This window comes from Pseudomonas antarctica (assembly GCF_900624995.1).
Taxonomy (GTDB): Bacteria; Pseudomonadota; Gammaproteobacteria; order Pseudomonadales; family Pseudomonadaceae; genus Aquipseudomonas; species Aquipseudomonas antarctica.
The window spans coordinates 1-23,751 of sequence record NZ_UYXQ01000012.1 but is presented as its reverse complement, the minus strand read 5'-3'; the positions used below and the strand labels follow the sequence as shown (position 1 = coordinate 23,751).

At 60.3% G+C, this 23,751-nt stretch carries 19 protein-coding genes; 14 read left to right on the top strand and 5 right to left on the bottom strand.

What is annotated here, in order from left to right; all coding sequences use genetic code 11:
- The first annotated feature begins 172 nt into the window (after positions 1-172).
- Both dapC and E0F99_RS10560 read left to right on the top strand, forming a co-directional pair.
- Positions 173-1,372, top strand: a complete 1,200-nt coding sequence (gene dapC / locus E0F99_RS10565) for a succinyldiaminopimelate transaminase (protein WP_083359815.1) — start codon at positions 173-175, stop codon at positions 1,370-1,372.
- Between the two features lie 125 nt (positions 1,373-1,497).
- Positions 1,498-2,259, top strand: coding sequence for a M12 family metallopeptidase (locus tag E0F99_RS10560; protein WP_083359816.1), 762 nt, complete (start codon positions 1,498-1,500; stop codon positions 2,257-2,259).
- Here the strand turns inward: E0F99_RS10560 and E0F99_RS10555 are convergent.
- A complete protein-coding gene (locus tag E0F99_RS10555; RefSeq protein WP_083360491.1) occupies positions 2,252-3,895 on the bottom strand; it encodes a Na+/H+ antiporter in 1,644 nt (547 codons plus the stop codon). The genes E0F99_RS10560 and E0F99_RS10555 overlap by 8 nt on opposite strands.
- A gap of 279 nt (positions 3,896-4,174) precedes the next feature.
- Between E0F99_RS10555 and E0F99_RS10550 the strand changes: the two genes are divergently transcribed.
- The 4 genes from E0F99_RS10550 to E0F99_RS10535 all read left to right on the top strand — a co-directional run bounded on the left by E0F99_RS10550 (position 4,175) and on the right by E0F99_RS10535 (position 7,233).
- Positions 4,175-4,483 (top strand): arsenate reductase, encoded by a 309-nt coding sequence (locus E0F99_RS10550; RefSeq protein ID WP_232000172.1) that lies wholly within the window; start codon positions 4,175-4,177, stop codon positions 4,481-4,483.
- Between the two features lie 31 nt (positions 4,484-4,514).
- Positions 4,515-5,549, top strand: coding sequence for a 2,3,4,5-tetrahydropyridine-2,6-dicarboxylate N-succinyltransferase (gene dapD / locus E0F99_RS10545; RefSeq protein ID WP_083359818.1), 1,035 nt, complete (start codon positions 4,515-4,517; stop codon positions 5,547-5,549).
- A gap of 68 nt (positions 5,550-5,617) precedes the next feature.
- Positions 5,618-6,823: an aminotransferase class V-fold PLP-dependent enzyme gene (locus tag E0F99_RS10540; protein ID WP_083359819.1), complete on the top strand. Its 1,206-nt coding sequence runs from the start codon at positions 5,618-5,620 to the stop codon at positions 6,821-6,823.
- A complete protein-coding gene (locus E0F99_RS10535; protein ID WP_083359820.1) occupies positions 6,820-7,233 on the top strand; it encodes a SufE family protein in 414 nt (137 codons plus the stop codon). Before E0F99_RS10540 ends, E0F99_RS10535 begins: the two co-directional genes overlap by 4 nt.
- A 13-nt stretch (positions 7,234-7,246) precedes the next feature.
- On the opposite strand, the gene tcdA is transcribed toward E0F99_RS10535, so the two are convergent.
- Positions 7,247-8,062: a tRNA cyclic N6-threonylcarbamoyladenosine(37) synthase TcdA gene (gene tcdA, locus E0F99_RS10530; protein ID WP_083359821.1), complete on the bottom strand. Its 816-nt coding sequence runs from the start codon at positions 8,060-8,062 to the stop codon at positions 7,247-7,249.
- Positions 8,063-8,273: 211 nt separating this feature from the next.
- On the opposite strand from tcdA, the gene E0F99_RS10525 reads away from it, so the two are divergent.
- The 4 genes from E0F99_RS10525 (at position 8,274) to E0F99_RS10510 (ending at position 13,387) form a co-directional block, all read left to right on the top strand.
- Complete coding sequence (locus tag E0F99_RS10525; protein ID WP_130908760.1) at positions 8,274-10,865, top strand: glycosyltransferase; 2,592 nt, start codon at positions 8,274-8,276, stop codon at positions 10,863-10,865.
- A gap of 135 nt (positions 10,866-11,000) precedes the next feature.
- Complete coding sequence (dapE, locus tag E0F99_RS10520; RefSeq protein WP_083359823.1) at positions 11,001-12,152, top strand: succinyl-diaminopimelate desuccinylase; 1,152 nt, start codon at positions 11,001-11,003, stop codon at positions 12,150-12,152.
- Positions 12,152-12,961 (top strand): putative RNA methyltransferase, encoded by an 810-nt coding sequence (locus tag E0F99_RS10515; RefSeq protein WP_083359824.1) that lies wholly within the window; start codon positions 12,152-12,154, stop codon positions 12,959-12,961. Before dapE ends, E0F99_RS10515 begins: the two co-directional genes overlap by 1 nt.
- 54 nt (positions 12,962-13,015) lie before the next feature.
- The gene (locus tag E0F99_RS10510; RefSeq protein WP_083359825.1) at positions 13,016-13,387 is read left to right on the top strand and encodes a hypothetical protein; all 372 of its coding nucleotides are present in this window, start codon (positions 13,016-13,018) and stop codon (positions 13,385-13,387) included.
- Between the two features lie 142 nt (positions 13,388-13,529).
- On the opposite strand, the gene E0F99_RS10505 is transcribed toward E0F99_RS10510, so the two are convergent.
- Positions 13,530-13,739 (bottom strand): cold-shock protein, encoded by a 210-nt coding sequence (locus E0F99_RS10505; RefSeq protein WP_032891681.1) that lies wholly within the window; start codon positions 13,737-13,739, stop codon positions 13,530-13,532.
- Between the two features lie 183 nt (positions 13,740-13,922).
- Between E0F99_RS10505 and plsB the strand changes: the two genes are divergently transcribed.
- From plsB to E0F99_RS10490, 3 genes are read left to right on the top strand one after another with little or no spacing between them, the layout of a single operon-like run.
- The gene (gene plsB / locus E0F99_RS10500) at positions 13,923-16,442 is read left to right on the top strand and encodes a glycerol-3-phosphate 1-O-acyltransferase PlsB (protein ID WP_083359826.1); all 2,520 of its coding nucleotides are present in this window, start codon (positions 13,923-13,925) and stop codon (positions 16,440-16,442) included.
- Between the two features lie 51 nt (positions 16,443-16,493).
- Positions 16,494-16,889 carry a YbaY family lipoprotein gene (locus E0F99_RS10495; RefSeq protein WP_083359827.1) on the top strand — a complete coding sequence of 132 codons (396 nt, stop codon included), beginning with the start codon at positions 16,494-16,496 and terminating at the stop codon, positions 16,887-16,889.
- Positions 16,890-16,915: 26 nt separating this feature from the next.
- Positions 16,916-17,605, top strand: coding sequence for a DUF4197 domain-containing protein (locus E0F99_RS10490; RefSeq protein WP_083359828.1), 690 nt, complete (start codon positions 16,916-16,918; stop codon positions 17,603-17,605).
- A gap of 819 nt (positions 17,606-18,424) precedes the next feature.
- Here the strand turns inward: E0F99_RS10490 and E0F99_RS10480 are convergent.
- Together E0F99_RS10480 and E0F99_RS10475 are read right to left on the bottom strand one after the other, a co-directional pair.
- Complete coding sequence (locus E0F99_RS10480) at positions 18,425-21,490, bottom strand: efflux RND transporter permease subunit (protein WP_083359829.1); 3,066 nt, start codon at positions 21,488-21,490, stop codon at positions 18,425-18,427.
- A gap of 6 nt (positions 21,491-21,496) precedes the next feature.
- On the bottom strand, positions 21,497-22,600 hold the full coding sequence (locus E0F99_RS10475; protein ID WP_083359830.1) for an efflux RND transporter periplasmic adaptor subunit: 1,104 nt from the start codon (positions 22,598-22,600) through the stop codon (positions 21,497-21,499).
- Between the two features lie 93 nt (positions 22,601-22,693).
- Here E0F99_RS10475 and E0F99_RS10470 point away from each other — a divergent pair, with 93 nt between their 5' ends.
- Complete coding sequence (locus E0F99_RS10470; protein WP_083359831.1) at positions 22,694-23,329, top strand: TetR/AcrR family transcriptional regulator; 636 nt, start codon at positions 22,694-22,696, stop codon at positions 23,327-23,329.
- The last annotated feature ends 422 nt before the right edge of the window (positions 23,330-23,751 follow it).

Genomic DNA, 23,751 nt, shown 5'->3' with positions numbered 1-23,751 from the left:
GGCTTCTGCTGTGGCGCCGGGCTTGTGTGGGAGCGGGTTTGCTCGCGAATGCGGCGGGTCAGCCAATATAGGCATAGCTGACAAGCCGTCTTCGCCCGCCTGCCCGCTCCCACCCTTAAATTGCTTTGCCTAGCAGACCGAATGCTTTCAACCGAATTTGACGAGATTTGCGATGAACAACGCCCTGAACCAGCTACAGCCCTACCCGTTCGAGAAACTGCGCGCCCTGCTCGGCAGCGTCACGCCTAACCCGGCCAAACGCCCTATCGCGCTGTCCATCGGCGAGCCTAAGCACACGTCCCCGACGTTCGTGGCCGAGGCGCTGAGCAATAACCTCGATCAGATGGCGGTGTACCCGACCACCCTGGGCATCCCGGCGCTGCGCGAGGCCATCGGCGCCTGGTGCGAGCGCCGCTTCAACGTGCCCAAGGGCTGGTTGGACCCGGCGCGCACTGTCTTGCCGGTCAATGGCACCCGCGAAGCACTGTTCGCTTTCACCCAGACCGTGGTAAATCGCGGTGAAGATGCACTGGTGGTGAGCCCGAACCCGTTCTACCAGATCTACGAAGGCGCCGCGTTCCTGGCCGGGGCCACACCGCACTACCTGCCCTGCCTGGACGCTAACGGCTTCAACCCGGATTTCGACGCGGTGTCGCCGGACATCTGGAAACGCTGCCAGATCCTGTTCCTGTGCTCCCCAGGCAACCCGACCGGCGCATTGATTCCAATCGACACCCTGAAGAAACTCATCGCCCTGGCCGACGAACACGACTTCGTGATCGCCGCCGACGAGTGCTACAGCGAGCTGTACTTCGACGAACACACCCCGCCGCCGGGCCTGCTGAGCGCCTGCGTCGAACTGGGCCGTCAAGACTTCAAGCGCTGCGTGGTGTTCCATAGCCTGTCCAAGCGTTCCAACCTGCCGGGCCTGCGCTCCGGTTTTGTCGCCGGCGATGCCGACATCCTCAAGGCTTTCCTGCTGTACCGCACCTACCATGGCTGCGCGATGCCGGTGCAAACCCAACGGGCGAGCATCGCGGCCTGGCAGGACGAAGCCCACGTGCAGGCCAACCGTGACCTGTACCGGGAAAAGTTCGACGCCGTGCTGGCGATACTTAAGCCGGTACTGGACGTGCAAAGCCCGGATGGAGGTTTTTACTTGTGGCCGAATGTGAATGGCGACGATGCCGCCTTCTGCCGTGACTTATTCGTGGAAGAACACGTGACCGTGGTGCCGGGCTCGTACCTGTCGCGGGAAGTGGACGGCGTGAACCCTGGGGCCGGACGTGTGCGAATGGCACTGGTTGCGCCGTTGGCGGAGTGCGTGGAAGCGGCTGAGCGGATTCGCGATTTTATCCAGCGCCGCCGTTAAGGCTGCCGCCGCCCCCCACACAGTGGGGGCGGCGGCTACAGATTCATCTTGTAACCCATAAGATGGAACACCTACTCGCAAACACCTCACCTAAGTGCATCCGCCCTCCACTTCGGTGAACATTCATGACGCTCAACAATTCGCCCTTTTGCACGCCCGCCCATGCGGTGCCTAAGACCGTTGCCGACCCACTCTTGCCACTGAACAGGACTAAACGCGGCGTAGCGCTGCCCAACAAAACATGGCCTCAGCATTCGGTTTTGACTATCTCTTTGTTGAATATGACGACAAAACAGAAAGGCCTGGTAAAACACAATATTAATAAATGGGCGCCCTATACCAATCTCTACTTCAAGTTTACTGACCGCGCCAACGGCGACATAAGGATCGCCGCCGATAATAACGCCAGTTCAGGATGGTCAAAGATCGGCACCGATGCAAAAGAGGTACCGTTGCATAAAGCCACCATGAGCATCGGCTTTAACTGCTCGCCCACCGAGCTGGCCGCGATGATCCAGCATGAGTTCGGCCATGGCCTGGGTTTGAAACATGAACACCAGCACCCTGAGCGGACATTGGATCTGAATAAACAGAGCATTTACCTCGAGTATGAGTTGCAAGGAGAGTTCCCATGGCAGGCCGACCACAACCTCATCCAGAAACTGCCAGCCAATAAAGTAACGGTCTCGCCTTATGACAAGGACTCCATCATGCACTATGGGTTTGCTGCATCAAGACTCAACAGCGGCGACCCTGTCCCTCACACTGAACAACTGTCCGCCGGGGATAAACACTTCATGCAAACACTTTACCCAACGGATAACTCGTTTTTCGCAAAGCTGCTCAACACCGCCACACGCGCAATGATCAACACCTCAGTTACTTAACACTTCCCAAGTTCGCCTCGCTCATGTCCAAGTCCGCGAGCACTTCACGCAGAACGTCATCCCCAATCTGGTGATGACGGCTCAAGCTGTACAACTCCAACCGCTGCGCGCGCAGGGCCTTGAGCCGCAATTTGCGTTCCAACTGGTCCATCTGCTGCGCCAGCGCCTGAGCTTCGGCGGAGTCATTGAACACTTCCAACTGATGGCGATATTCCGACATCAGCCGCGCCTTGAGCTCAGCGGCCAGGGCAGCCTGGGCGGCGTCCTGGGTTTCGGTTTCTGCAGGCTCTTCTGCTTCAAGAGCATGGATGGCAGCCACGGCGGTCTTCTTCCATGCCTCGCGTACCTCGTTGTGGCGCTTTTCATCAGGACTCTTTTCGATGCCGCGCAGGAGCAACGGCAGCGCGATGCAGGCGGCAACCAGTGATAGCAGGATCACGCCGGCAGCGATGAAAATCAGCAGGTCGCGCTCGGGAAAGCGCTGCCCAGGGGCCAGCAGCAAAGGCACCGACATCACACCGGCCAGGGTCACGGCGCCGCGCACACCACCAACGGTCAACAACCAGCAGGACCGGGCAGTCGGCACCAGCGTCAGCTCGCTTTTCCCACGTAGCCGGCGCAGCAGTCCCGACAGGCGCCAGATGCTCTGCACCCAAATAAAGCGCAACACCAGCAGCACCAGGAAGATCGCGACCACCTCCAGGCAGCGATAAAACAGGGCCGGCCACAACGTCGGCTCATGGCTGACCACCGCCTTGATGATATCCGGCAGTTGCAGGCCCAGCAGCAGGAAGATCAAACCGTTGAATGCAAACTCCAGCAGCGACCAGACACTGCGGTTGAGCAAGCGTGTGCTGGTCTGGCGTGGCAACAGGTCGAGCCAGCTTTGCATCATGCCCGCTGCTACCGCCGAGAGAATGCCCGATGCGCCCAGGCGTTCAGCCAATACATACGCAGCAAACGGCAGCAGCAACATGAACACTACGTGGGTGGCTGGGTCGTCCCAGCTCCGCGCGATCATCCAGGCACGCAAACGGCCGACCAGCCAGCTCAGCGCCACGCCCACCGCCAGGCCTCCAATGGCCACCAGCACAAAGGTCAGGCTGGCGTCCGCCAGGGAGAACACCCCGGTCAATGCCGCCGCCAGGGCAAACTTGAAGGTCACCAGGCCCGAGGCATCATTCATCAGCGCTTCGCCCTGGAGCATGTGCATCAGCGGCTTCGGCAGCCGGTTTTGGGAAATGGCCGACACCGCCACGGCATCTGTCGGTGATAAAACAGCCGCCAGGGCGAAGGCCACGGGTAACGGGATCGTAGGCAATAGCCAATGAATGAAGTAGCCAGCGCCGACCACGGTAAACAGCACCAACCCCACCGCCAACGTCAGAATCGGGCCTCGCAATCGCCACAGCTCGCGCTTGGGCATGCGCCAGCCATCGGAGAACAACAACGGCGGCAAGAATAAAAACAGGAACAGCTCGGGGTCCAGGACTACGTGCAGCCCCAGCGTAGGCCAGGCCAGCAAGGCGCCGGCAGCGATCTGCACCAAGGGCAACGGGAGTGGGATGATGCGCCCCACAAGACGCGAAACGCTGACCAGCATCAGCAGGATAAGAACGGTGTAGGCGGTTTGCATTACGCGGGTTTCCCGGACAATCGACTTGCAACGACACACATCAGGCAACAACTGGCCGTTGAAGTGCCACATTACCCGGCTATCTTACCCGTCTATGCTGCACGATGGCATTTGCACAAAAGTCGCACTGAGCCATAAGCAGTATGACGAGCGGCACCCAAACCCGCTGGTCATGGCATAATCCGTGACCTTTCGTTTCTACTTGGTCCAAAGGGGGGCAATTCCTTGACCGCTTCAAGCAAAACGTTGCACCTTTTCGGCATCAAAGCCTGCGACACCATGAAAAAAGCGCGCACCTGGCTCGAAGAGCACGGCGTTAGCTATGAATTCCACGACTACAAAACGGCCGGTATCGACCGCGAACACTTGACCCAATGGTGCAACGAGCACGGTTGGCAGGTGGTTTTGAACCGTGCGGGCACCACCTTTCGCAAACTCGAAGACGAACGCAAAGCCGATCTCGATCAGTCGAAAGCCATTGAATTGATGCTCGCACAACCCTCGATGATCAAGCGCCCCGTGCTCGATCTCGGTGACAGAACCCTGATTGGCTTCAAGCCAGAAAGTTATTCGGCAGCCCTCAAGTAGGCCAGCCTTCCATTTTTGTAGAGGTAACAGCATGTCCAATTCCCTGTTCAGCCTGGGCTTCGGCGTCGGCACTCAGAACCGCCAAGGTGCTTGGCTGGAAGTGTTTTACGCACAACCCTTGCTCAATCCGTCGGCTGAAATCGTCGCAGCGATTGCACCGATCCTGGGCTACACCGAAGGCAACCAAGCCATCACTTTCAGCGTTTCCCAGGCCCTGCAACTGGCTGACGCACTCAAAGGCGTCGACGCCGCCCAAGCCGCCCTGCTGAGCCGCCTGGCTGAAAGCCACACGCCGTTGGTTGCGACCCTGTTGGCCGAAGACGCTGCACTGACCTCCACGCCTGAGGCCTACCTCAAGCTGCACCTGCTGTCCCATCGCCTGGTCAAGCCGCATGGCCTGAGCCTGGCCGGTGTGTTCCCGCAGCTGCCGAACGTGGCCTGGACCAGCCAGGGCGCGATCGACATCAGCGAACTGGCTGAACGCCAACTGGAAGCGCGCCTGCGTGGCGAGCTGCTGGAAGTGTTCTCGGTGGACAAGTTCCCGAAAATGACCGACTACGTGGTCCCAGCCGGCGTGCGCATCGCGGACGCCGCGCGGATCCGCCTGGGCGCCTACGTGGGCGAAGGCACCACCGTGATGCACGAAGGTTTCATCAACTTCAACGCCGGCACCGAAGGCCCGGGCATGATCGAAGGCCGCGTATCGGCTGGCGTATTCGTGGGCAAGAATTCGGACCTGGGCGGCGGTTGCTCCACCATGGGCACCCTGTCGGGCGGCGGCAACATCGTGATCAAAGTCGGCGAAGAGTGCCTGATCGGTGCCAACGCCGGTATCGGCATCCCGTTGGGCGACCGCAACAAGGTGGAATCGGGCCTGTACGTCACCGCAGGGACAAAAGTTGCGCTGCTCGACGAGCAGAACCAACTGGTCAACGTGGTCAAGGCGCGCGAACTGGCCGGCCAACCGGACCTGCTGTTTCGCCGCAACTCCGAGACCGGTGCCGTGGAGTGCAAAACCCACAAATCGGCCGTCGAATTGAACGCAGCGCTGCACGCTCACAACTAAGCAGCCACTCGATGCCACTGGCGAGCCGCGCCTTCGGGTGCGGTTCGCTTATACGAGTCTTGAACCCCATGCTTGTGCCCTCTCCCTGGCGCGCCGATTTTCCGGCCATCGCCACCCTGCAACGGCAAGACCAGACCTACCTGGACAATGCCGCTACCACGCAAAAACCCCAAGCCCTGTTGGATGCCATCAGCCATTACTACGCCAATGGCGCAGCCAATGTGCACCGTGCCCAGCATCTGCCGGGCGCCCATGCGACCCAGGCCTTTGAAGACAGTCGCAGCAAGGTCGCGCAGTGGTTGAACGCAGGTGACAGCGGGCAAATCATCTTTACCCACGGCGCAACCTCTGCGCTGAACCTCCTGGCCTATGGCCTGGAGCACTTATTCAATGCGGGCGATGAGATTGTCATCAGCGCCCTGGAACACCACGCCAACCTGCTGCCCTGGCAGCAACTGGCCAAACGTCGCGCGCTCACGCTGGTGGTATTACCGCTGGGCGATGACGGCGTGATCGATCTGCAAGCCGCCGCCGAATTGATCGGCCCGCGCACACGCGTGCTGGCCGTGAGCCAATTGTCCAACGTGCTGGGCGCCTGGCAACCTTTGGGCGCCTTGCTGGCAATGGCCAAGGCTCACGGCGCGCTGACCGTGGTCGATGGCGCCCAAGGCATCGTGCACGGCCGCCACGATGTACAAGTGCTGGGCTGCGACTTCTATGTCTTTTCCAGCCACAAACTCTATGGCCCCGACGGCGTTGGCGTGCTGTATGGACGCAACGAAGCCTTGCATCACCTGCGTCACTGGCAGTTTGGTGGCGAGATGGTGCAGCAGGCGGACTACCACAGCGCGAGCTTTCGCCCTGCGCCTTTGGGTTTTGAAGCGGGCACACCGCCGATTGCCAGCGTGATCGGCCTGGGCGCCAGCCTGGATTACCTCAGCTCGCTGGATCAACCCGCGGTGTTCGCCCACGAAGCGGCACTGCACGACTACCTGCTACACGGGCTGACCGCGCGCAAGGGCGTTCGCGTATTGGGCTCGCCGCAGGTAGCGCTGGCAAGCTTTGTGGTGGAAGGGGTGCACAACGCCGACCTTGCGCACCTGCTGACCGAACAAGGTATCGCAGTACGTGCCGGCCATCACTGCGCAATGCCATTGCTCAAGGCGATGCATTTGACCGGGGCGATCCGTGTGTCCTTGGCGCTTTACAACGACTCCGATGACTTGGAACGCTTCTTTGAAGCGCTGGACCAGGCGCTGGACATGCTGCGATGAGCCTGCCAGCCGATGCAGTGGCCGCACTTGAGTCGTTTCAATCAGTGGGCAGTTGGGAGCAGCGCGCGCGGATGCTGATGCAATGGGGCGAGCGGCTGCCAGCCTTGGCGGATGAGGACAAGGTTGAAGCCAACCTGGTGCAGGGCTGCGAAAGCCTGGTGTGGCTGGTCGGCCGTTTGCAGGACGGCCACTGGCAGTTCGCCGCGAGCAGCGACGCGCGCATGATTGGTGGGTTAGTGGCGTTGCTGCTCGCACGGGTTAATGGGCTGTCGGCGGCTCAGTTGCAGGCGATCGATTTGCCGGATTGGTTTACACAGTTGGGGCTCTCGCGACAGTTATCGCCTTCACGCAGTAATGGGCTGAATGCCGTCCTGCAGCGCATGCGCGAGCTAAGCCGTACGCAAAACTAAATGTGGGAGAGATTTAAGTGGGCTTGACCCGCTCTGAAGGCCTGCGCACCCCAGCCACAATCTTATCCACCGCCTTGGTCGCCGCCACCATGCCGAAGGTGGCTGTCACCATCATCACCGCGCCAAACCCACCGGCGCAGTCCAGCTTCACCCCATCGCCGACAAAACTCTTCTGCAAACAGATGCTGCCGTCCGGCTTCGGGTAGCGCAGCTGCTCGGTGGAAAACACGCACGGCACGCTGTAATGACGGGTCACGGTGCGCGAAAAACCGTAGTCACGGCGCAGGGTCGAACGCACTTTCGAGGCCAATGGGTCATTGAAGGTGCGGTTCAGGTCGCACACCTGAATCAGCGTCGGGTCGATCTGTCCGCCCGCGCCGCCGGTGGTGATGATCTGGATCTTGCGCCGCTTGCACCAGGCAATCAGCGCGGCCTTGGCGTTGACGGCGTCGATGCAGTCGATCACGCAATCAATGTTCGGGGTGATGTACTCGGCCATGGTGTCGCGGGTGACGAAGTCCGCCACCGCATGCACGGTGCACTCCGGGTTGATGCTGCGCAGGCGTTCGGCCATCACTTCGACCTTGGGCTTGCCCACCGTGCTGTCCAGGGCGTGCAACTGGCGGTTGCTGTTGCTAACGCACACATCGTCCAGGTCAAACAGCGAAATCTCGCCTACCCCGCAACGGGCCATGGCTTCCGCCGCCCACGAGCCCACGCCGCCGACGCCGACGATCGCCACATGGGCCGCCTTCAAGCGTTCCAGGCCTTCAATGCCATACAAGCGGGCGACGCCTGCAAACCGCGGATCTTCTGTGCTCATGACCATTACCCCAAAAACCGGCGCGCATTATGGACTACACGGCGACAAGATCGAAGCGACAAGCTACAAGTAAAGAACTTAGATGGTCTTTCGCTGACTAACGTCCGGCTTTTCTCTGTCTGCTGTACGCTCAGTGAAAGGCCGGTGTAGGATGCGCGCCGTTCGGCGTAGGCCGACCCCTCTTTTCGTTCCACACCCTTTGGAACCCGAAATCGCCATGTCATCGCGTAAATTTGGACTCAACCTGGTGGTGGTGCTGGCAATTGCCGCGCTGTTCACCGGCTTCTGGGCGCTGATCAACCGCCCGGTCACTGCCCCCAACTGGCCTGAACAAATCTCCGGGTTCTCCTACTCGCCATTCCAGCAAGGCCAGTTCCCGCAGAAAGACCAGTACCCAAGCGACGAAGAAATGCGTCGCGACCTCGAAATCATGAGCAAGCTGACGGATAACATCCGTACCTACTCGGTCGACGGCACCCTGGGGGACATCCCGAAGCTGGCGGAAGAGTTCGGCCTGCGCGTGACCCTCGGTATCTGGATCAGCCCGGCCCTGGAACGTAACGAGCGCGAGATTCAGCGCGCCATCGAACTGGCAAATAGCTCGCGCAGCGTCGTACGCGTGGTGGTCGGTAACGAAGCGTTGTTCCGCGAAGAAATCACCCCACAAGCGCTGATCGTGCTGCTGGACCGCGTGCGAGCCGCCGTGAAGGTCCCGGTGACGACGTCCGAACAGTGGCACATCTGGGAAAAGAACCCCCAACTGGCCAAGCACGTCGACTTGATCGCCGCGCACATCCTGCCGTTCTGGGAATTTATTCCGATGGACAAGGCTGGCCAATACGTACTCGACCGTGCCCGGGACCTGAAGAAGCTGTTCCCGAAAAAGCCGCTGCTGCTGTCGGAGGTTGGCTGGCCGAGTAACGGACGCATGCGCGGAGGTAATGAAACTTCGCCGGCAGACCAGGCGATTTACCTGCGTACGCTGGTCAACAAGCTGAACCGCCAAGGCTATAACTACTTCGTGATCGAGGCGTTCGACCAGCCGTGGAAAGTCAGCGACGAAGGCTCGGCGGGCGCTTATTGGGGCGTGTACAACGCAGCGCGCCAGCAAAAATTCAACTTTGAAGGCCCAGTAGTCGCTATCCCGCAATGGCGCGTGCTGGCCATCGGCTCAGTGGTGCTTGCGCTGCTGTCGCTGACCCTGCTGATGATCGACGGCTCGTCGCTGCGCCAGCGTGGCCGTACGTTCCTGACTTTTATCGCGTTCCTGTGCGGATCGGTGCTGGTGTGGATCGGCTACGACTACAGCCAGCAATACAGCACTTGGTTCAGCGTAACCGTCGGGATCTTGCTGGCACTCGGCGCCCTCGGCGTGTTTATCGTGTTGCTGACCGAGGCCCACGAGCTGGCGGAAGCGGTGTGGACCCACAAGCGCCGGCGGGAATTCCTGCCGGTGGAAGGCGATTCGGACTACCGCCCGAAAGTCTCAATCCACGTGCCGTGCTACAACGAGCCGCCGGAGATGGTCAAACAGACCCTCGACGCCCTGGCCGCCCTCGACTATCCGGACTACGAAGTCCTGATCATCGACAACAACACCAAAGACCCGGCCGTGTGGGAACCGGTGCGCGACTACTGCGAAACCCTCGGCCCACGCTTCAAGTTCTTCCACGTCGCACCCCTGGCTGGTTTCAAGGGTGGCGCGCTGAACTACTTGATCCCGCACACCGCCAAGGATGCCGAAGTGATCGCGGTGATCGACTCGGACTACTGCGTGTCGCCGAACTGGCTCAAGCACATGGTGCCGCACTTCGCCGACCCGAAAATCGCCGTGGTGCAGTCGCCGCAGGATTACCGCGACCAGAACGAAAGCACCTTCAAGAAGCTCTGCTACGCGGAATACAAAGGCTTCTTCCATATCGGCATGGTCACCCGCAACGACCGCGACGCGATCATCCAGCACGGCACCATGACCATGACCCGCCGCTCGGTGCTCGAAGAACTCGGCTGGGCTGACTGGTGCATCTGCGAAGACGCCGAACTGGGCCTACGCGTATTCGAGAAAGGCCTGTCGGCGGCGTATTACCATGACAGCTACGGCAAAGGTTTGATGCCGGATACCTTTATCGACTTCAAGAAGCAGCGTTTCCGCTGGGCCTATGGCGCGATCCAGATCATCAAGCGCCACACCGCCAGCCTGTTGCGCGGCAAAGGCACCGAGCTGACCCGTGGCCAGCGCTACCACTTCCTCGCGGGCTGGTTGCCGTGGGTGGCAGACGGCATGAACATCTTCTTCACCGTCGGCGCCCTGTTGTGGTCGGCGGCGATGATCATCGTGCCGACGCGTGTCGACCCGCCGCTGCTGATTTTCGCGATCCCGCCATTGGCGCTGTTCGTGTTCAAGGTGGGCAAGATCGTTTTCCTCTACCGCCGTGCGGTGGGTGTGAACTTGAAAGATGCGTTCTGCGCAGCCCTGGCCGGGTTGGCGTTGTCCCACACCATCGCCAAGGCGGTGCTGTATGGTTTCTTCACCACCAGTATTCCGTTCTTTCGTACACCGAAAAACGCGGATAACCACGGTTTCTGGGTAGCAATTTCCGAAGCCCGCGAAGAGATGTTCATCATGCTGCTGTTGTGGGGCGCGGCGCTGGGGATCTACCTGGTGCAGGGCCTGCCGAGCAATGACATACGCTTCTGGGTCGTGATGCTGCTCGTGCAGTCGCTGCCGTACGTAGCGGCGATGATCATGGCGTTCCTCTCGTCGCTGCCAAAACCTGCGCCAGCGGTTGAGCCGGCAACGGCTGAGTAAAAACTTGCGCAATGCACTAAACGGCGGCCTCTGGCCGCCGTTTTGCTATAAGATAACGGCCGTTTTGTGAGTCTCGGCCCAGGCCCAGTGCCCACATTCGTCCTGCGCCCATTACACGCTTTCCGGAGTTTCCCCATGACGGCCCATGCCGACCTTTCGCCGACCCTTCAACTCGCTATTGACCTGATCCGTCGCCCGTCGGTCACGCCAGTCGACGCCGACTGTCAGAAGCTGATGATGCAGCGCCTGGGCGACGCCGGTTTTGCGCTCGAGCCGATGCGTATCGAAGATGTGGACAACTTCTGGGCAACTCACGGCCAGCACGACGGCCCGGTGCTGTGCTTCGCCGGCCACACCGACGTGGTGCCGACCGGCCCGGTGCAAGCCTGGCAGAACGACCCGTTCGACGCGTTGATCGACGAAAATGGCATGCTTTGCGGCCGTGGCGCGGCGGACATGAAAGGCAGCCTGGCGGCAATGCTGGTGGCATCCGAGCGTTTTGTTGCCGACTACCCGAACCACAAGGGCTCGGTGGCTTTCCTGATCACCAGCGATGAAGAAGGCCCGGCGCACCATGGCACCAAAGCCGTGATTGAGCGCCTGGCCGCGCGTAAGGAGCGCTTGGACTGGTGCATCGTCGGCGAACCGTCGAGCACCACGCTGGTGGGCGACGTGGTCAAAAACGGCCGTCGCGGCTCTCTCGGCGCCACCTTGACTGTGCGCGGCGTGCAAGGCCACGTGGCCTACCCGCATCTGGCGAAGAACCCAATCCACCTGGCCGCCCCGGCACTGGCGGAACTGGCGGCCGAGCATTGGGATGACGGCAACACCTTCTTCCCACCGACCAGCTTCCAGATTTCCAACCTCAATTCCGGCACCGGCGCCACCAACGTGATCCCCGGTGACCTGACGGCGGTGTTCAACTTCCGCTTCTCCACCGAATCGACTGTCGAAGGGCTGCAGCAGCGTGTTGCGCAAATCCTCGACAAGCATGGCCTGGACTGGCACGTGGAATGGGCCTTGTCGGGCCTGCCGTTCCTCACCGAACCGGGTGCCCTTCTGGATGCGGTGTCTGCCAGCATCAAGGCGATTACCGGCCGCGAAACCCAGGCATCCACCAGCGGCGGTACGTCCGATGGGCGCTTCATCGCCACGCTGGGCACCCAGGTGGTCGAGCTCGGCCCGGTCAACGCAACGATCCACCAGGTTAACGAACGCATCCTGGCCAGTGACCTCGATGTGCTGACCGACATTTATTACCAGACCCTGATCAAGTTGCTCGCCTGATGCTCGCTTGCCCCATTTGCAGCGCACCGCTCAGCGCGGTGAACAATGGCGTGGCGTGCCCCGTCGGGCACCGTTTCGACCGCGCGCGCCAGGGTTATCTGAACCTGCTGCCAGTGCAGCACAAGAACAGCCGCGACCCGGGCGATAACCTCGCGATGGTCGAGGCGCGCCGCGACTTCCTCAACGCCGGGCACTACGCCCCGGTGGCCAAGCGCCTGGCGGAGCTGGCCGCCGAACGCGCACCGCAGCGTTGGGTGGACATCGGTTGTGGCGAGGGTTACTACACCGCGCAAATCGCCGAGGCCCTGCCCCATGCCGACGGCTATGCGCTGGACATCTCCAAGGAAGCGGTCAAGCGCGCGTGCAAACGCAACCCGGCGCTGACCTGGTTGATCGCCAGCATGGCGCGCGTGCCACTGGCCTCGGGCAGTTGCCAATTTCTCGCCAGCGTTTTCAGCCCTCTGGATTGGGAAGAGGCCAAGCGCCTGCTCAGCCCCGGCGGCGGCCTGATGAAGGTCGGCCCGACTGCTGGCCATTTGATGGAACTGCGCGAGCGCCTGTACGACGAAGTGCGTGAGTACACGGACGACAAACACCTGGCCCTGGTACCGGACGGCATGAGCCTGGCGCACAGTGAAACCCTGGAATTCACCTTGAGCCTGGCCGAGCCCAAAGACCGCGCCAACCTGCTGGCGATGACGCCACACGGCTGGCGCGCAAGTGCCGAGCGCCGCGCCGAGGTGATCGAGGCCGCCGAACCGCTGCAGGTCACGGTGTCGATGCGCTACGATTATTTCGTACTTCAATAACCGACTTTTAAACATCCGCGAATGGATTTTCGAATCCCGCAACGAGGAACATCCATGCGCCAACCTGATATCGAGATTTACCTGAAGGACGCCGACCACAAGGCTATCGCCGCCTGGCTGGGCGCCGCCCTGGGCCCGTGCACCGACTGGGTCCAGAAGGGCCAGACCTACAAGTGCAAGGCTGGCAACGTGCCTGTCACCTGGCTGCCTAAGGCAGTAGGCAAGTGGAACAGCCTGTACCTGGAAAGCGACCAGACCCCGTGGGACGACGACATCGCCTGCGCCCGCGCTGCGTTCGCTGCACTGGACGTCGAAGTGCGCTGTGCGCCAGGCACGTGGGTTGAGGAAGAAGGTGAGGAAAGCGCTGACACCTGGATTCGCATCAGCGTTGACGGTGAAGAGCAGATCACCTGGAAAACAGCCTAAACCTGAACGGTGACCCCAATCAAAATGTGGGAGCGGGCTTGCTCGCGAAAACGGTGGATCAGTCACTTTTGTACTGACTGACACACTGCTTTCGCGAGCAAGCCCGCTCCCACATGGGTTCAGCGGTGTAGCAAAATCGAGCTTAAAGACCCACCACATCCTCCGCCTGCAAGCCCTTCTCGCCGGTCACCACGGCGTATTCCACCTGCTGGCCTTCGGCCAACGAGCGGTGACCATCACCGCGAATGGCGCGGTAGTGCACAAACACATCCTTGCCGTCTTCACGCTGAATAAAGCCATAGCCCTTTGCATCGTTGAACCACTTCACATTGCCAGTTTCGCGCGTTGCCATCTGTTTTGCTCCCACATGCATTTTATTGTTGAGTCAGTTGCATTGAACTGCCGAGTATAAGACAGGCTCAAAAACGATCAACTCAAGTTTACATCGCCGCTTTTTTGCCGATTTTCGACGAATACGGCACACTACCCACCCGAGCGCCTGCTCGGTTTTTTTTCCACTTGAAGCAGCACGCCTATGACCCGCTCCCCGTTCCGCCGTCTGGTGTTTGGCACCTTGCGCCGACTGTTGTACCTCTGGGTTCGCTCCGAGACGATCAATCAGTCGTCCCTCACCCTTAACCTGGACCGCAGCCGGCCGGTGTTTTACGTCCTGCAATCACCCTCCCTCACCGAATTGGCCGTGGTCGACACCGAGTGCACCAAGGCCGGCCTGCCGCGCCCGGTGCTGCCGGTGTCGGTGGGCCCGCTGATCGAACCAGCGGCGTTCTTCTACCTCACGCCGGAGCCCGACTGGCTCGGCCGTCAGGACAAGCGCGGTGCACCGCCGACCCTGACCCGGCTGGTCAACACCCTGAGCGAACACGCCGAAGAGAATGCACAAATCATTCCGGTCAGCGTGTTCTGGGGGCAGTCGCCCGAGAGCGAGTCCAGCCCATGGAAACTGCTGTTTGCCGATAGCTGGGCTGTCACCGGGCGCCTGCGCCGGTTGTTGAGCATCCTGATCCTGGGTCGCAAGACCCGCGTACAATTCTCCGCGCCTATCAACCTGCGTGAATTGATCGAGCACAATAAAGGTCACGAACGCACCGTGCGGATGGCCCAGCGCATCCTGCGGGTGCACTTTCGTAACCTGAAGACAGCGGTCATCGGCCCGGACCTGTCGCACCGCCGCAACTTGGTCAAGGGCCTGGTCAACATGCCGCTGGTGCGCCAGGCCATCCTGGATGAAGCCGAACGCGAAAAAATTTCCCCGCAAAAAGCCAAGGCCCAGGCACTGCGCTACGGCAACGAGATCGCCTCGGACTACACCTACACCGCGATTCGCTTCCTCGAAGTGGTATTGAGCTGGTTCTGGAACAAGATCTACGACGGCATCAAGGTCAATAACATCGAAGGTGTGCAAAAGGTTGCCCAGGGCTATGAGGTGATCTATGTGCCTTGCCACCGCAGCCACATCGATTACCTGCTGTTGTCCTACTTGCTGTTCAAAAACGGCCTGACTCCGCCACACATCGCCGCGGGTATCAACCTGAACATGCCGGTGATCGGCAGCCTGCTGCGCCGTGGCGGCGCGTTTTTCATGCGCCGTACCTTCAAGGGCAACCCGCTGTACACCTCGGTATTCAACGAATACCTGCACACGCTGTTCACCAAGGGTTTCCCGGTCGAGTACTTCGTCGAAGGCGGACGCTCGCGCACCGGGCGCATGCTGCAACCGAAAACCGGCATGCTGGCGATCACCCTGCGCAGTTTCTTGCGCTCCTCGCGCATGCCGATCGTGTTTGTGCCGGTGTATATCGGTTATGAACGTGTGCTGGAAGGCCGCACCTACCTCGGCGAGCTGCGCGGTGCGAGCAAGAAGAAAGAGTCGATCTTCGATATTTTCAAAGTGGTCGGCGCGCTCAAGCAGCGCTTCGGCCAAGTGGCGGTCAACTTCGGCGAGCCGATCAAGCTGGCCGAGTTTCTCGACGCCGAGCAACCCGACTGGCGCGCCCAGGAGCTGGGCCCGAACTACAAACCGGCGTGGCTCAACGAAACCACCCACCGCCTCGGCGAACAGGTGGCGCGCCACTTGAACGAAGCCGCCGCAGTAAACCCCGTGAACCTGGTGGCCCTGGCGCTGCTCTCGACCACGCGCCTGGCCCTGGATGAACAGGCCATGGCGCGCCAGTTGGACTTGTACCTGGCGCTGCTGCGCCGCGTGCCCTACTCGCCGCATACCACCCTACCAGAAGGCGATGGCATGGCGCTGATCAAGCACGTCAAGGACATGGACCTGCTGTCGGAACAGAGCGACGCACTGGGTAAGATTTTGTATTTGGACGAGCAAAACGCCGTCCTGATGACCTATTACCGCAACAACGTGCTGCACATCTTCGCCCTGCCGGCGTTGCTGGCGAGCTTCTTCCAGAGCAGCTCGCGCATGAGCCGCGAACAGATCCTGCGCTACACCCGTGCGCTCTACCCGTACCTGCAATCGGAGCTTTTTATCCGCTGGTCGCTGGACGAGTTGGACGCGGTGGTCGACCAATGGCTTGCGGCGTTTGTCGAACAAGGTTTGCTGCGCTTCGAGATCGACGTGTACCTGCGCCCGGCGCCGAGTTCACGCCACTTTGTACTACTGACACTGCTGTCCAAGAGCATCGCCCAGACCTTGCAACGCTTCTACATGGCGATCTCGTTGCTGCTCAACAGCGGCCAGAGCAGCATCAGCGCCGAAGAGCTGGAAGACCTGTGCACGATCATGGCCCAGCGCCTGTCGATCCTGCATGGCCTCAATGCCCCGGAATTCTTCGACAAGAGCCTTTTCCGACATTTTATCCAGACACTGCTGGAGCAAGATGTGTTGCGCCGCGATGAAGCCGGCAAGTTGAGCTACCACGACCTGCTCGGTGAATTGGCCGAAGGTGCGGCCAAACGCGTGCTGCCGGCCGATATTCGTTTGTCGATCCGCCAAGTGGCCTTGCATCGCGTGGATGGCGCGGCGGAGGCGCCGGCCGAAGCTCAAGCTGTCACACCTGAAGAAAGCCGCTAGATTGAATGAGGCGTCGGGCAGTTTCCGGCGCCGTTAAAAAGGAGCTGTACCATGAAGAAGATCATTCTCCTGGGCCTGACCGCCCTGCTCGGAGCCTGCCAATCCATGACCCCGAAAGCCAGCCTCGACGGCGAAGTGTTTTACCTGCAACGCATCGCGCTGCCGCCTGCCGCGACTTTGAGCGTCAGCCTGCAGGATGTGTCCTTGATGGACGCACCGGCCGTGACCCTCGCCGAACAAAAAGGCCCGGTCAAAGGCCAGGTGCCACTGCCGTTTCACCTGAGTTACGACCCGGCCCAGATCAAGCCCGGCCACACGTACTCGGTGAGCGCTCGCATCGAGCTGGATGGCAAGCTACTGTTTATCACTACCGAACGAAACGCTGTGCAGCTCAACGGCCAAGACCCACAACCGCTGCGCCTGCGGGTTGATGCGGTCGCACACTGATCACTCCATTTATAAAGGAAGCGCTCATGCTCCGTAACTCCCTTCGCCTCACTGCCCTGTGCGCCGGCCTGTTGTTCGGTGCCAACGCCATGGCCCTGGACCTTGGCAGCCTGTCCCAAGGAGACGCCAGCGGCGGCCTCAAGGATGCACTGACCCAAGGCGCACAGATCGCCGTGAAACAACTGGGCAAACCCGGTGGCTTCAGCAATAACCCCGAAGTGAAAATCGGCCTGCCCGGCAAGCTGGGCAAAGTCGCCGACAAACTGAAAATGTTCGGCATGGGTGATCAGGTCACGCAACTGGAAACCAGCATGAACAAAGCGGCAGAAACCGCCGTGACCCAGGCTCAGCCGATCCTGGTCAATGCGGTGAAAAACATGAGTGTGACCGACGCCAAGGGCATCCTCACCGGTGGCCAGGACTCTGCTACGCAATACCTGAACAAAAGCAGCCGCGAAGAGATCCGGGCCAAGTTCCTGCCGATCGTCAAGGCCGCCACCGATAAGGTCGGCGTCGCCCAGCAGTACAACGCTTTGGCCGGCAAGGCGGCAGCGTTTGGCGCGGTTGATGCCAAAAGTGCCAACGTCGAAAGCTACGTGACCGAACAGGCGCTGGACGGCTTGTTCAAGATGATCGCGCAGCAGGAAGAAACCATTCGCAAGAACCCGGCGGCTGCGGCCACCAGCTTGGCGAAGAAGGTGTTTGGCGCGCTGTAAACCCTAAGAATCATCCTCACTCACTGCACCCAGGTCAGTACGGGCCTGGGTGCAGCTGTCTTACGCTAGCAGCCTAGCGACTCAACGATACATCGGATACAAAGGCCGGCAAAGCACTGGCTGCTCACAGGTCGGGTAAGCCTGTGGTCGTGGCTGTGGATGCGAGTTGGTGTAGCCCGGCCGGGCGGTGTGGGAATGACAATCAACGGTCTGCTCACAAATCGGGTAAGTCTGTGGCTGCGGTTTAGCGTAGATCGGCCTGGTGGTCTGGTGATGACTGGTTTGCCCATACACTGGCCGCTGCGGCCTAATGTTCCCACTCTCGTTACAAGGCAATTTGTTGCCCACCAGCGTCCCCAGAAATGCACCTTTGAAAGCAGCAACGGCATTAAAAAACGACATGTAATACTCCATAAACTCATTGAAATAGGCACGACCGCCAAAAGGCAAAGCCGAAACCTGCGCCTGTCCATCAGGCAATTCTGAGTGGAGTAAAAAAGTCGATCGTTCCAGATGAACCGAGGCCGCTTTGAGTCAGCATGTAAATCAATAAATAACCGAGTCCGCCAATCGCTCTATCATGAGCGTGGCGAAACAGCAGATCGTCAGGGACGTCGCGCGGTTAATCTTCAACGGTGCCAGCCATGCCTTGTGACCCCCTTCGAAACGGGTGCCCAGCACGATCGAGGTCGCCGCTACCGGAATCCTCCCCACGCCAGCACGTGGGCGCTATTGAGGCGTTAACAGCCGTCAGCGGATTTCAGGCTTTTCCCACGCCTTCTGCCCTCATCTGAGCACCGTCCCATCTCCCGACCTAAACTATCGCGCGTCCTTTTTGACCCGGAACCACGCCGCATACAGCGCCGGCAGGAACAACAGGGTCAACGCCGTCGCCACAATCAACCCGCCCATGATCGCCACGGCCATCGGCCCGAAGAACACGCTGCGTGACAGTGGGATCATCGCCAGCACCGCCGCCAGGGCTGTCAGCACAATCGGGCGGAAGCGTCTCACAGTCGCTTCAATGATTGCTTGCCACGGCGCCAGGCCGGCCTTGATGTCTTGTTCTATCTGGTCCACGAGGATCACCGAGTTACGCATGATCATCCCCGACAAGGCGATGGTCCCGAGCATGGCGACGAAGCCGAAGGGTTGGCGGAAGACCAACAGAAACAAGGTCACGCCGATCAGGCCCAGGGGCGCCGTGAGAAACACCATCGCAGTGCGTGAGAAGCTGCGCAGTTGCAGCATCAACAACGTCAACACCACCACGATAAACAGTGGCACACCGGCCTTGACCGAGTTCTGACCACGTGCGGAATCTTCGACGGTGCCGCCGACTTCCAACAAGTAACCATCCGGCAGTTCGGCGCGTACGCCTTCGAGGGTCGGCAGGATTTGCTGGACCAGTGTCGCCGGTTGCTCCTTGCCGTAAATATCGGCGCGTACGGTTACGGTCGGCAGGCGGTTACGGTGCCAGATAATGCCCTCTTCAAAGCCATATTCGAGGGTCGCAATCTGCGACAGCGCGACACTTCTGCCGTTATCTGTGGGTACGGCAAGGCTCGGCAACAACGACAATTCGGTGCGTTCATGCACGGTGCCGCGCAGAAGGATCTCGATCAACTCGTTGTCCTCGCGGTACTGGCTGACGCTGGAACCGGTGAGTGAACTCTGCAGGAATTTCGACAGATTGGCCGTGCTCACGCCCAGCGCGCGCGCGCGGTCCTGGTCAATATTGAGGTAGACGATCTTGCTTGGTTCTTCCCAATCCAGGTGCACGTTGACCACGTGGGTATTTTCGCGAACCTTGGCCGCCACCTTGCGCGCCAAGGCGCGGACTTCTTCGATGTGTTCGCCAGTCACGCGAAACTGTACTGGGTAACCCACAGGCGGACCGTTCTCCAGGCGGGTAACCCGCGAACGCAGCTCGGGGAATTGTTCATTCAGGGTTTCAATCAGCCACGTGCGCAGGCTTTCGCGCTCTTCGATGGTCTTCGCCAGCACCACAAATTGCGCGAAGCTGGCGGCCGGCAGTTGCTGGTCCAGCGGCAGGTAGAAGCGCGGCGAGCCGGTGCCGACATAGGCCACATAGTTGTCGATGCCGGCGTGTGCCTTAAGCAAAGCTTCCAGGTGCTTGACCTGCTCGGCGGTATTGCTCAGGGAGGCGCCTTCCGCCAGTTTGAGGTCGACCATCAACTCCAGTCGCCCGGAGGCCGGGAAGAACTGTTGCGGCACAAAGCGGAACAGCGCAACCGAGCCGATAAACAGCAACAAGGTCAGCACGATCACGGTTTTGCGCCGACGCACACACCATTCAACCAGACGTCTTACGCGCTGATAGAAAGGCGTGCCGTAGGGATCGGGACCATCGGTGCCATGTTTGGCAGCGTGAATCTTCGCCAAATCCGGTAGGAGCTTTTCTCCCAAGTACGGCACAAACACCACGGCGGCAACCCAGGACGCCAACAATGCGATGGTCACCACCTGAAAGATTGAGCGGGTGTATTCACCGGTGCTCGATTGCGCGGTGGCAATCGGCAGGAAACCCGCCGCCGTAATCAACGTGCCGGTGAGCATCGGGAACGCGGTGCTGGTCCAGGCGAAGCTAGCGGCTTTGAGCCGGTCGTAGCCCTGCTCCATTTTGATCGCCATCATTTCCACGGCGATGATCGCATCGTCCACCAGCAAGCCGAGGGCCAAGACCAACGCGCCGAGTGAAATCTTGTGCAAGCCGATGCCAAGGTAATACATGGTGGCAAAGGTCATCGCCAACACCAGCGGTATCGCCAGGGCCACGACCATGCCGGTGCGTACGCCAAGGGAGAAGAAACTCACCAGCAAGACGATGGCCAGCGCCTCGGCGAGTACCTGAACGAATTCGCCGACGCTGGTTTTCACCGCTGCGGGTTGGTCCGACACCTTGCGCAGCTCCATGCCTGCTGGAAGGTTCTTCTGCAGACGTGCGAATTCACCTTCTAGGGCCTTGCCCAGTACCAGAATGTCGCCGCCATCACGCATGGCCACGGCCAGGCCAATAGCGTCCGCGCCCATGTAGCGCATCCGGGGTGCCGGTGGGTCGTTGAAGCCACGGTGGATATCGGCCACGTCGCCAATGCGGAAGGTGCGGTCACCTACACGAATCGGGAAGTTGCGAATTTCCTCCACCGTCTTGAAGTTACCCGAGACGCGCAGTTGCACACGCTCGGTCGGGGTTTCGAAGAAGCCGGCGGTAGAGACCGCGTTCTGCTCCTGCAAGGCCTGCTGTACAGCGGCCAATGGCAGGCCGAGGGTGGCGAGCTTGAGGTTGGACAGTTCGATCCAGATCTTCTCGTCCTGTAGGCCAAGCAGCTCGACCTTGCCCACATCCGGCACGCGTTGCAGTTGAATCTGGATGCGGTCGGCGTAGTCCTTGAGCACCGCGTAATCGAAACCTTCACCCGTCAGGGCATAGATATTGCCGAAGGTGGTGCCAAATTCATCGTTGAAAAACGGCCCCTGAATATTCGGCGGCAAGGTCTGGCGAATGTCGCTGATCTTCTTGCGCACCTGATACCACAAGTCGGGAATCTGCGCGGAGTGCATCGAATCGCGGGCTATAAAAGTGACCTGGGATTCACCGGGACGTGAGAAGGAGACGATGCGCTCATAGTCGCCGGTCTCCATGAGTTTTTTCTCGACGCGCTCGGTAACCTGCCGCGAGACTTCCTGGGCCGTGGCCCCGGGCCAATTGGTCTTGATCACCATGGCCTTGAACGTGAATGGTGGGTCCTCGCTTTGCCCCAGCTTGGTGTAAGACAGAGTGCCGACCACCGCCAGAAGGATCATCAGGAACAGTACGATCTGGCGATTACGCAACGCCCATTCGGAAAGATTGAAACCCATCGGGGACTACTCCTTGTTGGCCGCCAGATTCACTACGCGGTTGGAGCGATCCACCGGGCGCACTTGCTGGCCCTCATGGAGCACATGCACACCGGCTGCAATCACCCAGTCGCTGGGAGCCAGGCCCTCCAGTACCGGTACGGTTTTTTCGCCAAAGGCGCCGATGCGTACCGGAGTGCGCTTGAGCGTGTTGTCCGGCTGCACCCGCCAGACGTAGGGCGCACCATTCTCCGCACTCAGTGCTGACAGCGGCACCGACAGAGTAATAACGCCGTCAGCCTGTACGAATACGCGGGCGCTTTGGCCCAGTTCAGCCGGGACTTTGCCGCCGGTAAACGCGACGCGGGCGGCGAAAGTGCGGGATTTTGGATCGGCGGCGGGCGACAGCTCACGAATGCGCCCGGCAAAACGCTGGTCGGGCTGGCTCCATAATTCGACCGACACCGGCTGGCCGATCTTGAACCGACCGAAGCCTTGCTCCGGCAGGCTGATCAGCACTTCACGCTCGCCATCGGTGGCCAAGGTGAATACGGTCTGGCCAGCGGACACCACTTGGCCGACTTCCACCGCACGTTTGGCGACCACACCGTCTTGGGGCGCGCGCAGCACAGCGTAGCCCGCCTGGTTGCTGGACACGTCGAACTCGGCCTTGACCTGCTTCAGGCGTGCCTCACCGGATCGGTAGAGGTTTTCGGAATTGTCGTACTGGGAACGGCTGACCATCTGACGGTCCATCAGGGTCTTGTAACGATCACGCTCGGCGCGCACAAGGCTCAGGTTGGCTTCGGCGGCGGCCACCTGGGCACGGGTGGCTTCCAGTTGCAGGCGCACGTCCTGAGGGTCGAGTTCGGCCAGCGGCTGATTGGCCTTGACCCGTTCGCCCTCCTCCACCAGGCGTTTGCTGACTTTGCCGCCAATGCGGAAGGCCAGGTCCGGCTCATATCGGGCACGCACCTCACCAGGGAAACTGTCCATCGCCTGCGCCGAGGGTTGTGGTTGTACCACCATCGCCGGGCGGATGGTGGTGTGAGCCGCTTCTTCATGGCCGCAGGCGGCCAACAGGAAGATCAGGCTGACAGGCAACGCAAGGGGCAGGAAGGTGCTGCGCATGCTGAAGGACCTTTCGCAAATGGAGCTAGGAATAATTATACTTGCCGGTATGTTATTAATACCAAACTCGCCAGTCCAGTATTAAAGGTGAAAATGTCCGACAATCCTGTAAACACCAATAGCCCCGGGCGTCCCAAGGACATGGCAAAACGCCAGGCAATCCTCGAAGCAGCGAAAACCCTGTTCTTGAGTAATGGCTACGCCAGCACCAGCATGGATGCCGTGGCCCTTGAGGCCGGCGTGTCGAAACTGACCGTCTACAGCCACTTCACCGACAAAGAGACCTTGTTCACCGCCGCCGTCGTGGCGAAGTGCGAGGAACAATTGCCGGTGATGTATTTTGAGTTGCCAGTAGGTATGCCCGTGGAAACCGTGCTGCTGAACATCGCACGGGGCTTCCATCGGCTGATCAACAGTGAGGAGTCGGTGAACCTGCATCGCCTGATGATGACCACCGGCAATCAGGACGTGAAACTCTCACAGATCTTCTTTGAAGCGGGCCCCATGCGCATGCTGCAGGGCATGGAACGCCTGCTCAGCCGCATCAACCAGAGCGGCGCCCTGAGCATCGAAAAACCGTTTACGGCGGCCGAGCACTTCTTTTGCCTGCTCAAGGGCACGGCGAATTTCTGTTTGCTGTATGGCTGTGGCGGGCAACTGAGTGAGGAAGCCGCCGAAGCGCATGTGCAGGAGGTGGTGGGGTTGTTTATGCGGGCCTATAGGGCCTGACGCCGGGTTGTTGAGGGGCTGCTGGGTGAATATCCGTTATTTCGATAACGGCTGATATGGGTTCCGCTCTTACAGCGGCTCACTTTGGAAAAGCCCCAACGTAACCAAAGGGCTCTTGCCCCACCACGCGCCAAAGCCTGCGTTCGGCCAGCGTGGTTTTACGGGGCGCCTAAGATCAAAAGCAGATCAAAAGCAAGAGCACGGCGGCCTGACAGCCGACCTGATATTTGAAACTGAACTCAATCTAATGTGGGAGCGGGCTTGCTCGCGAAGGCGGCGTGTCAGGCAGCTAATGGGTAAATGATCCACCCCCTTCGCGAGCAAGCCCGCTCCCACATTGGGATCCCATTACCTTTGATAGACAGGGCGGTGCCCAGCGTCTGCCACACTTGTGCACCGCCTCGGCTGTGCTCTTGCGTCAT

What these genes read in the sequence shown, in the direction of transcription:
- E0F99_RS10495 (WP_083359827.1), top strand. Translation starts at nt 16,494, where the DNA reads ATGAAGAAGATCATTCTCCTGGGCCTGACCGCCCTGCTCGGAGCCTGC.
- E0F99_RS10515 (WP_083359824.1), top strand. Translation starts at nt 12,152, where the DNA reads ATGCTCGCTTGCCCCATTTGCAGCGCACCGCTCAGCGCGGTGAACAAT.
- E0F99_RS10525 (WP_130908760.1), top strand. Translation starts at nt 8,274, where the DNA reads ATGTCATCGCGTAAATTTGGACTCAACCTGGTGGTGGTGCTGGCAATT.
- E0F99_RS10475 (WP_083359830.1), bottom strand. Translation starts at nt 22,600, where the DNA reads ATGCGCAGCACCTTCCTGCCCCTTGCGTTGCCTGTCAGCCTGATCTTC.
- E0F99_RS10550 (WP_232000172.1), top strand. Translation starts at nt 4,175, where the DNA reads ATGAAAAAAGCGCGCACCTGGCTCGAAGAGCACGGCGTTAGCTATGAA.
- E0F99_RS10540 (WP_083359819.1), top strand. Translation starts at nt 5,618, where the DNA reads ATGCTTGTGCCCTCTCCCTGGCGCGCCGATTTTCCGGCCATCGCCACC.
- E0F99_RS10535 (WP_083359820.1), top strand. Translation starts at nt 6,820, where the DNA reads ATGAGCCTGCCAGCCGATGCAGTGGCCGCACTTGAGTCGTTTCAATCA.
- plsB (WP_083359826.1), top strand. Translation starts at nt 13,923, where the DNA reads ATGACCCGCTCCCCGTTCCGCCGTCTGGTGTTTGGCACCTTGCGCCGA.
- dapE (WP_083359823.1), top strand. Translation starts at nt 11,001, where the DNA reads ATGACGGCCCATGCCGACCTTTCGCCGACCCTTCAACTCGCTATTGAC.
- E0F99_RS10560 (WP_083359816.1), top strand. Translation starts at nt 1,498, where the DNA reads ATGACGCTCAACAATTCGCCCTTTTGCACGCCCGCCCATGCGGTGCCT.
- E0F99_RS10470 (WP_083359831.1), top strand. Translation starts at nt 22,694, where the DNA reads ATGTCCGACAATCCTGTAAACACCAATAGCCCCGGGCGTCCCAAGGAC.
- E0F99_RS10510 (WP_083359825.1), top strand. Translation starts at nt 13,016, where the DNA reads ATGCGCCAACCTGATATCGAGATTTACCTGAAGGACGCCGACCACAAG.
- dapD (WP_083359818.1), top strand. Translation starts at nt 4,515, where the DNA reads ATGTCCAATTCCCTGTTCAGCCTGGGCTTCGGCGTCGGCACTCAGAAC.
- dapC (WP_083359815.1), top strand. Translation starts at nt 173, where the DNA reads ATGAACAACGCCCTGAACCAGCTACAGCCCTACCCGTTCGAGAAACTG.
- E0F99_RS10555 (WP_083360491.1), bottom strand. Translation starts at nt 3,895, where the DNA reads ATGCAAACCGCCTACACCGTTCTTATCCTGCTGATGCTGGTCAGCGTT.
- E0F99_RS10480 (WP_083359829.1), bottom strand. Translation starts at nt 21,490, where the DNA reads ATGGGTTTCAATCTTTCCGAATGGGCGTTGCGTAATCGCCAGATCGTA.
- E0F99_RS10490 (WP_083359828.1), top strand. Translation starts at nt 16,916, where the DNA reads ATGCTCCGTAACTCCCTTCGCCTCACTGCCCTGTGCGCCGGCCTGTTG.
- E0F99_RS10505 (WP_032891681.1), bottom strand. Translation starts at nt 13,739, where the DNA reads ATGGCAACGCGCGAAACTGGCAATGTGAAGTGGTTCAACGATGCAAAG.
- tcdA (WP_083359821.1), bottom strand. Translation starts at nt 8,062, where the DNA reads ATGGTCATGAGCACAGAAGATCCGCGGTTTGCAGGCGTCGCCCGCTTG.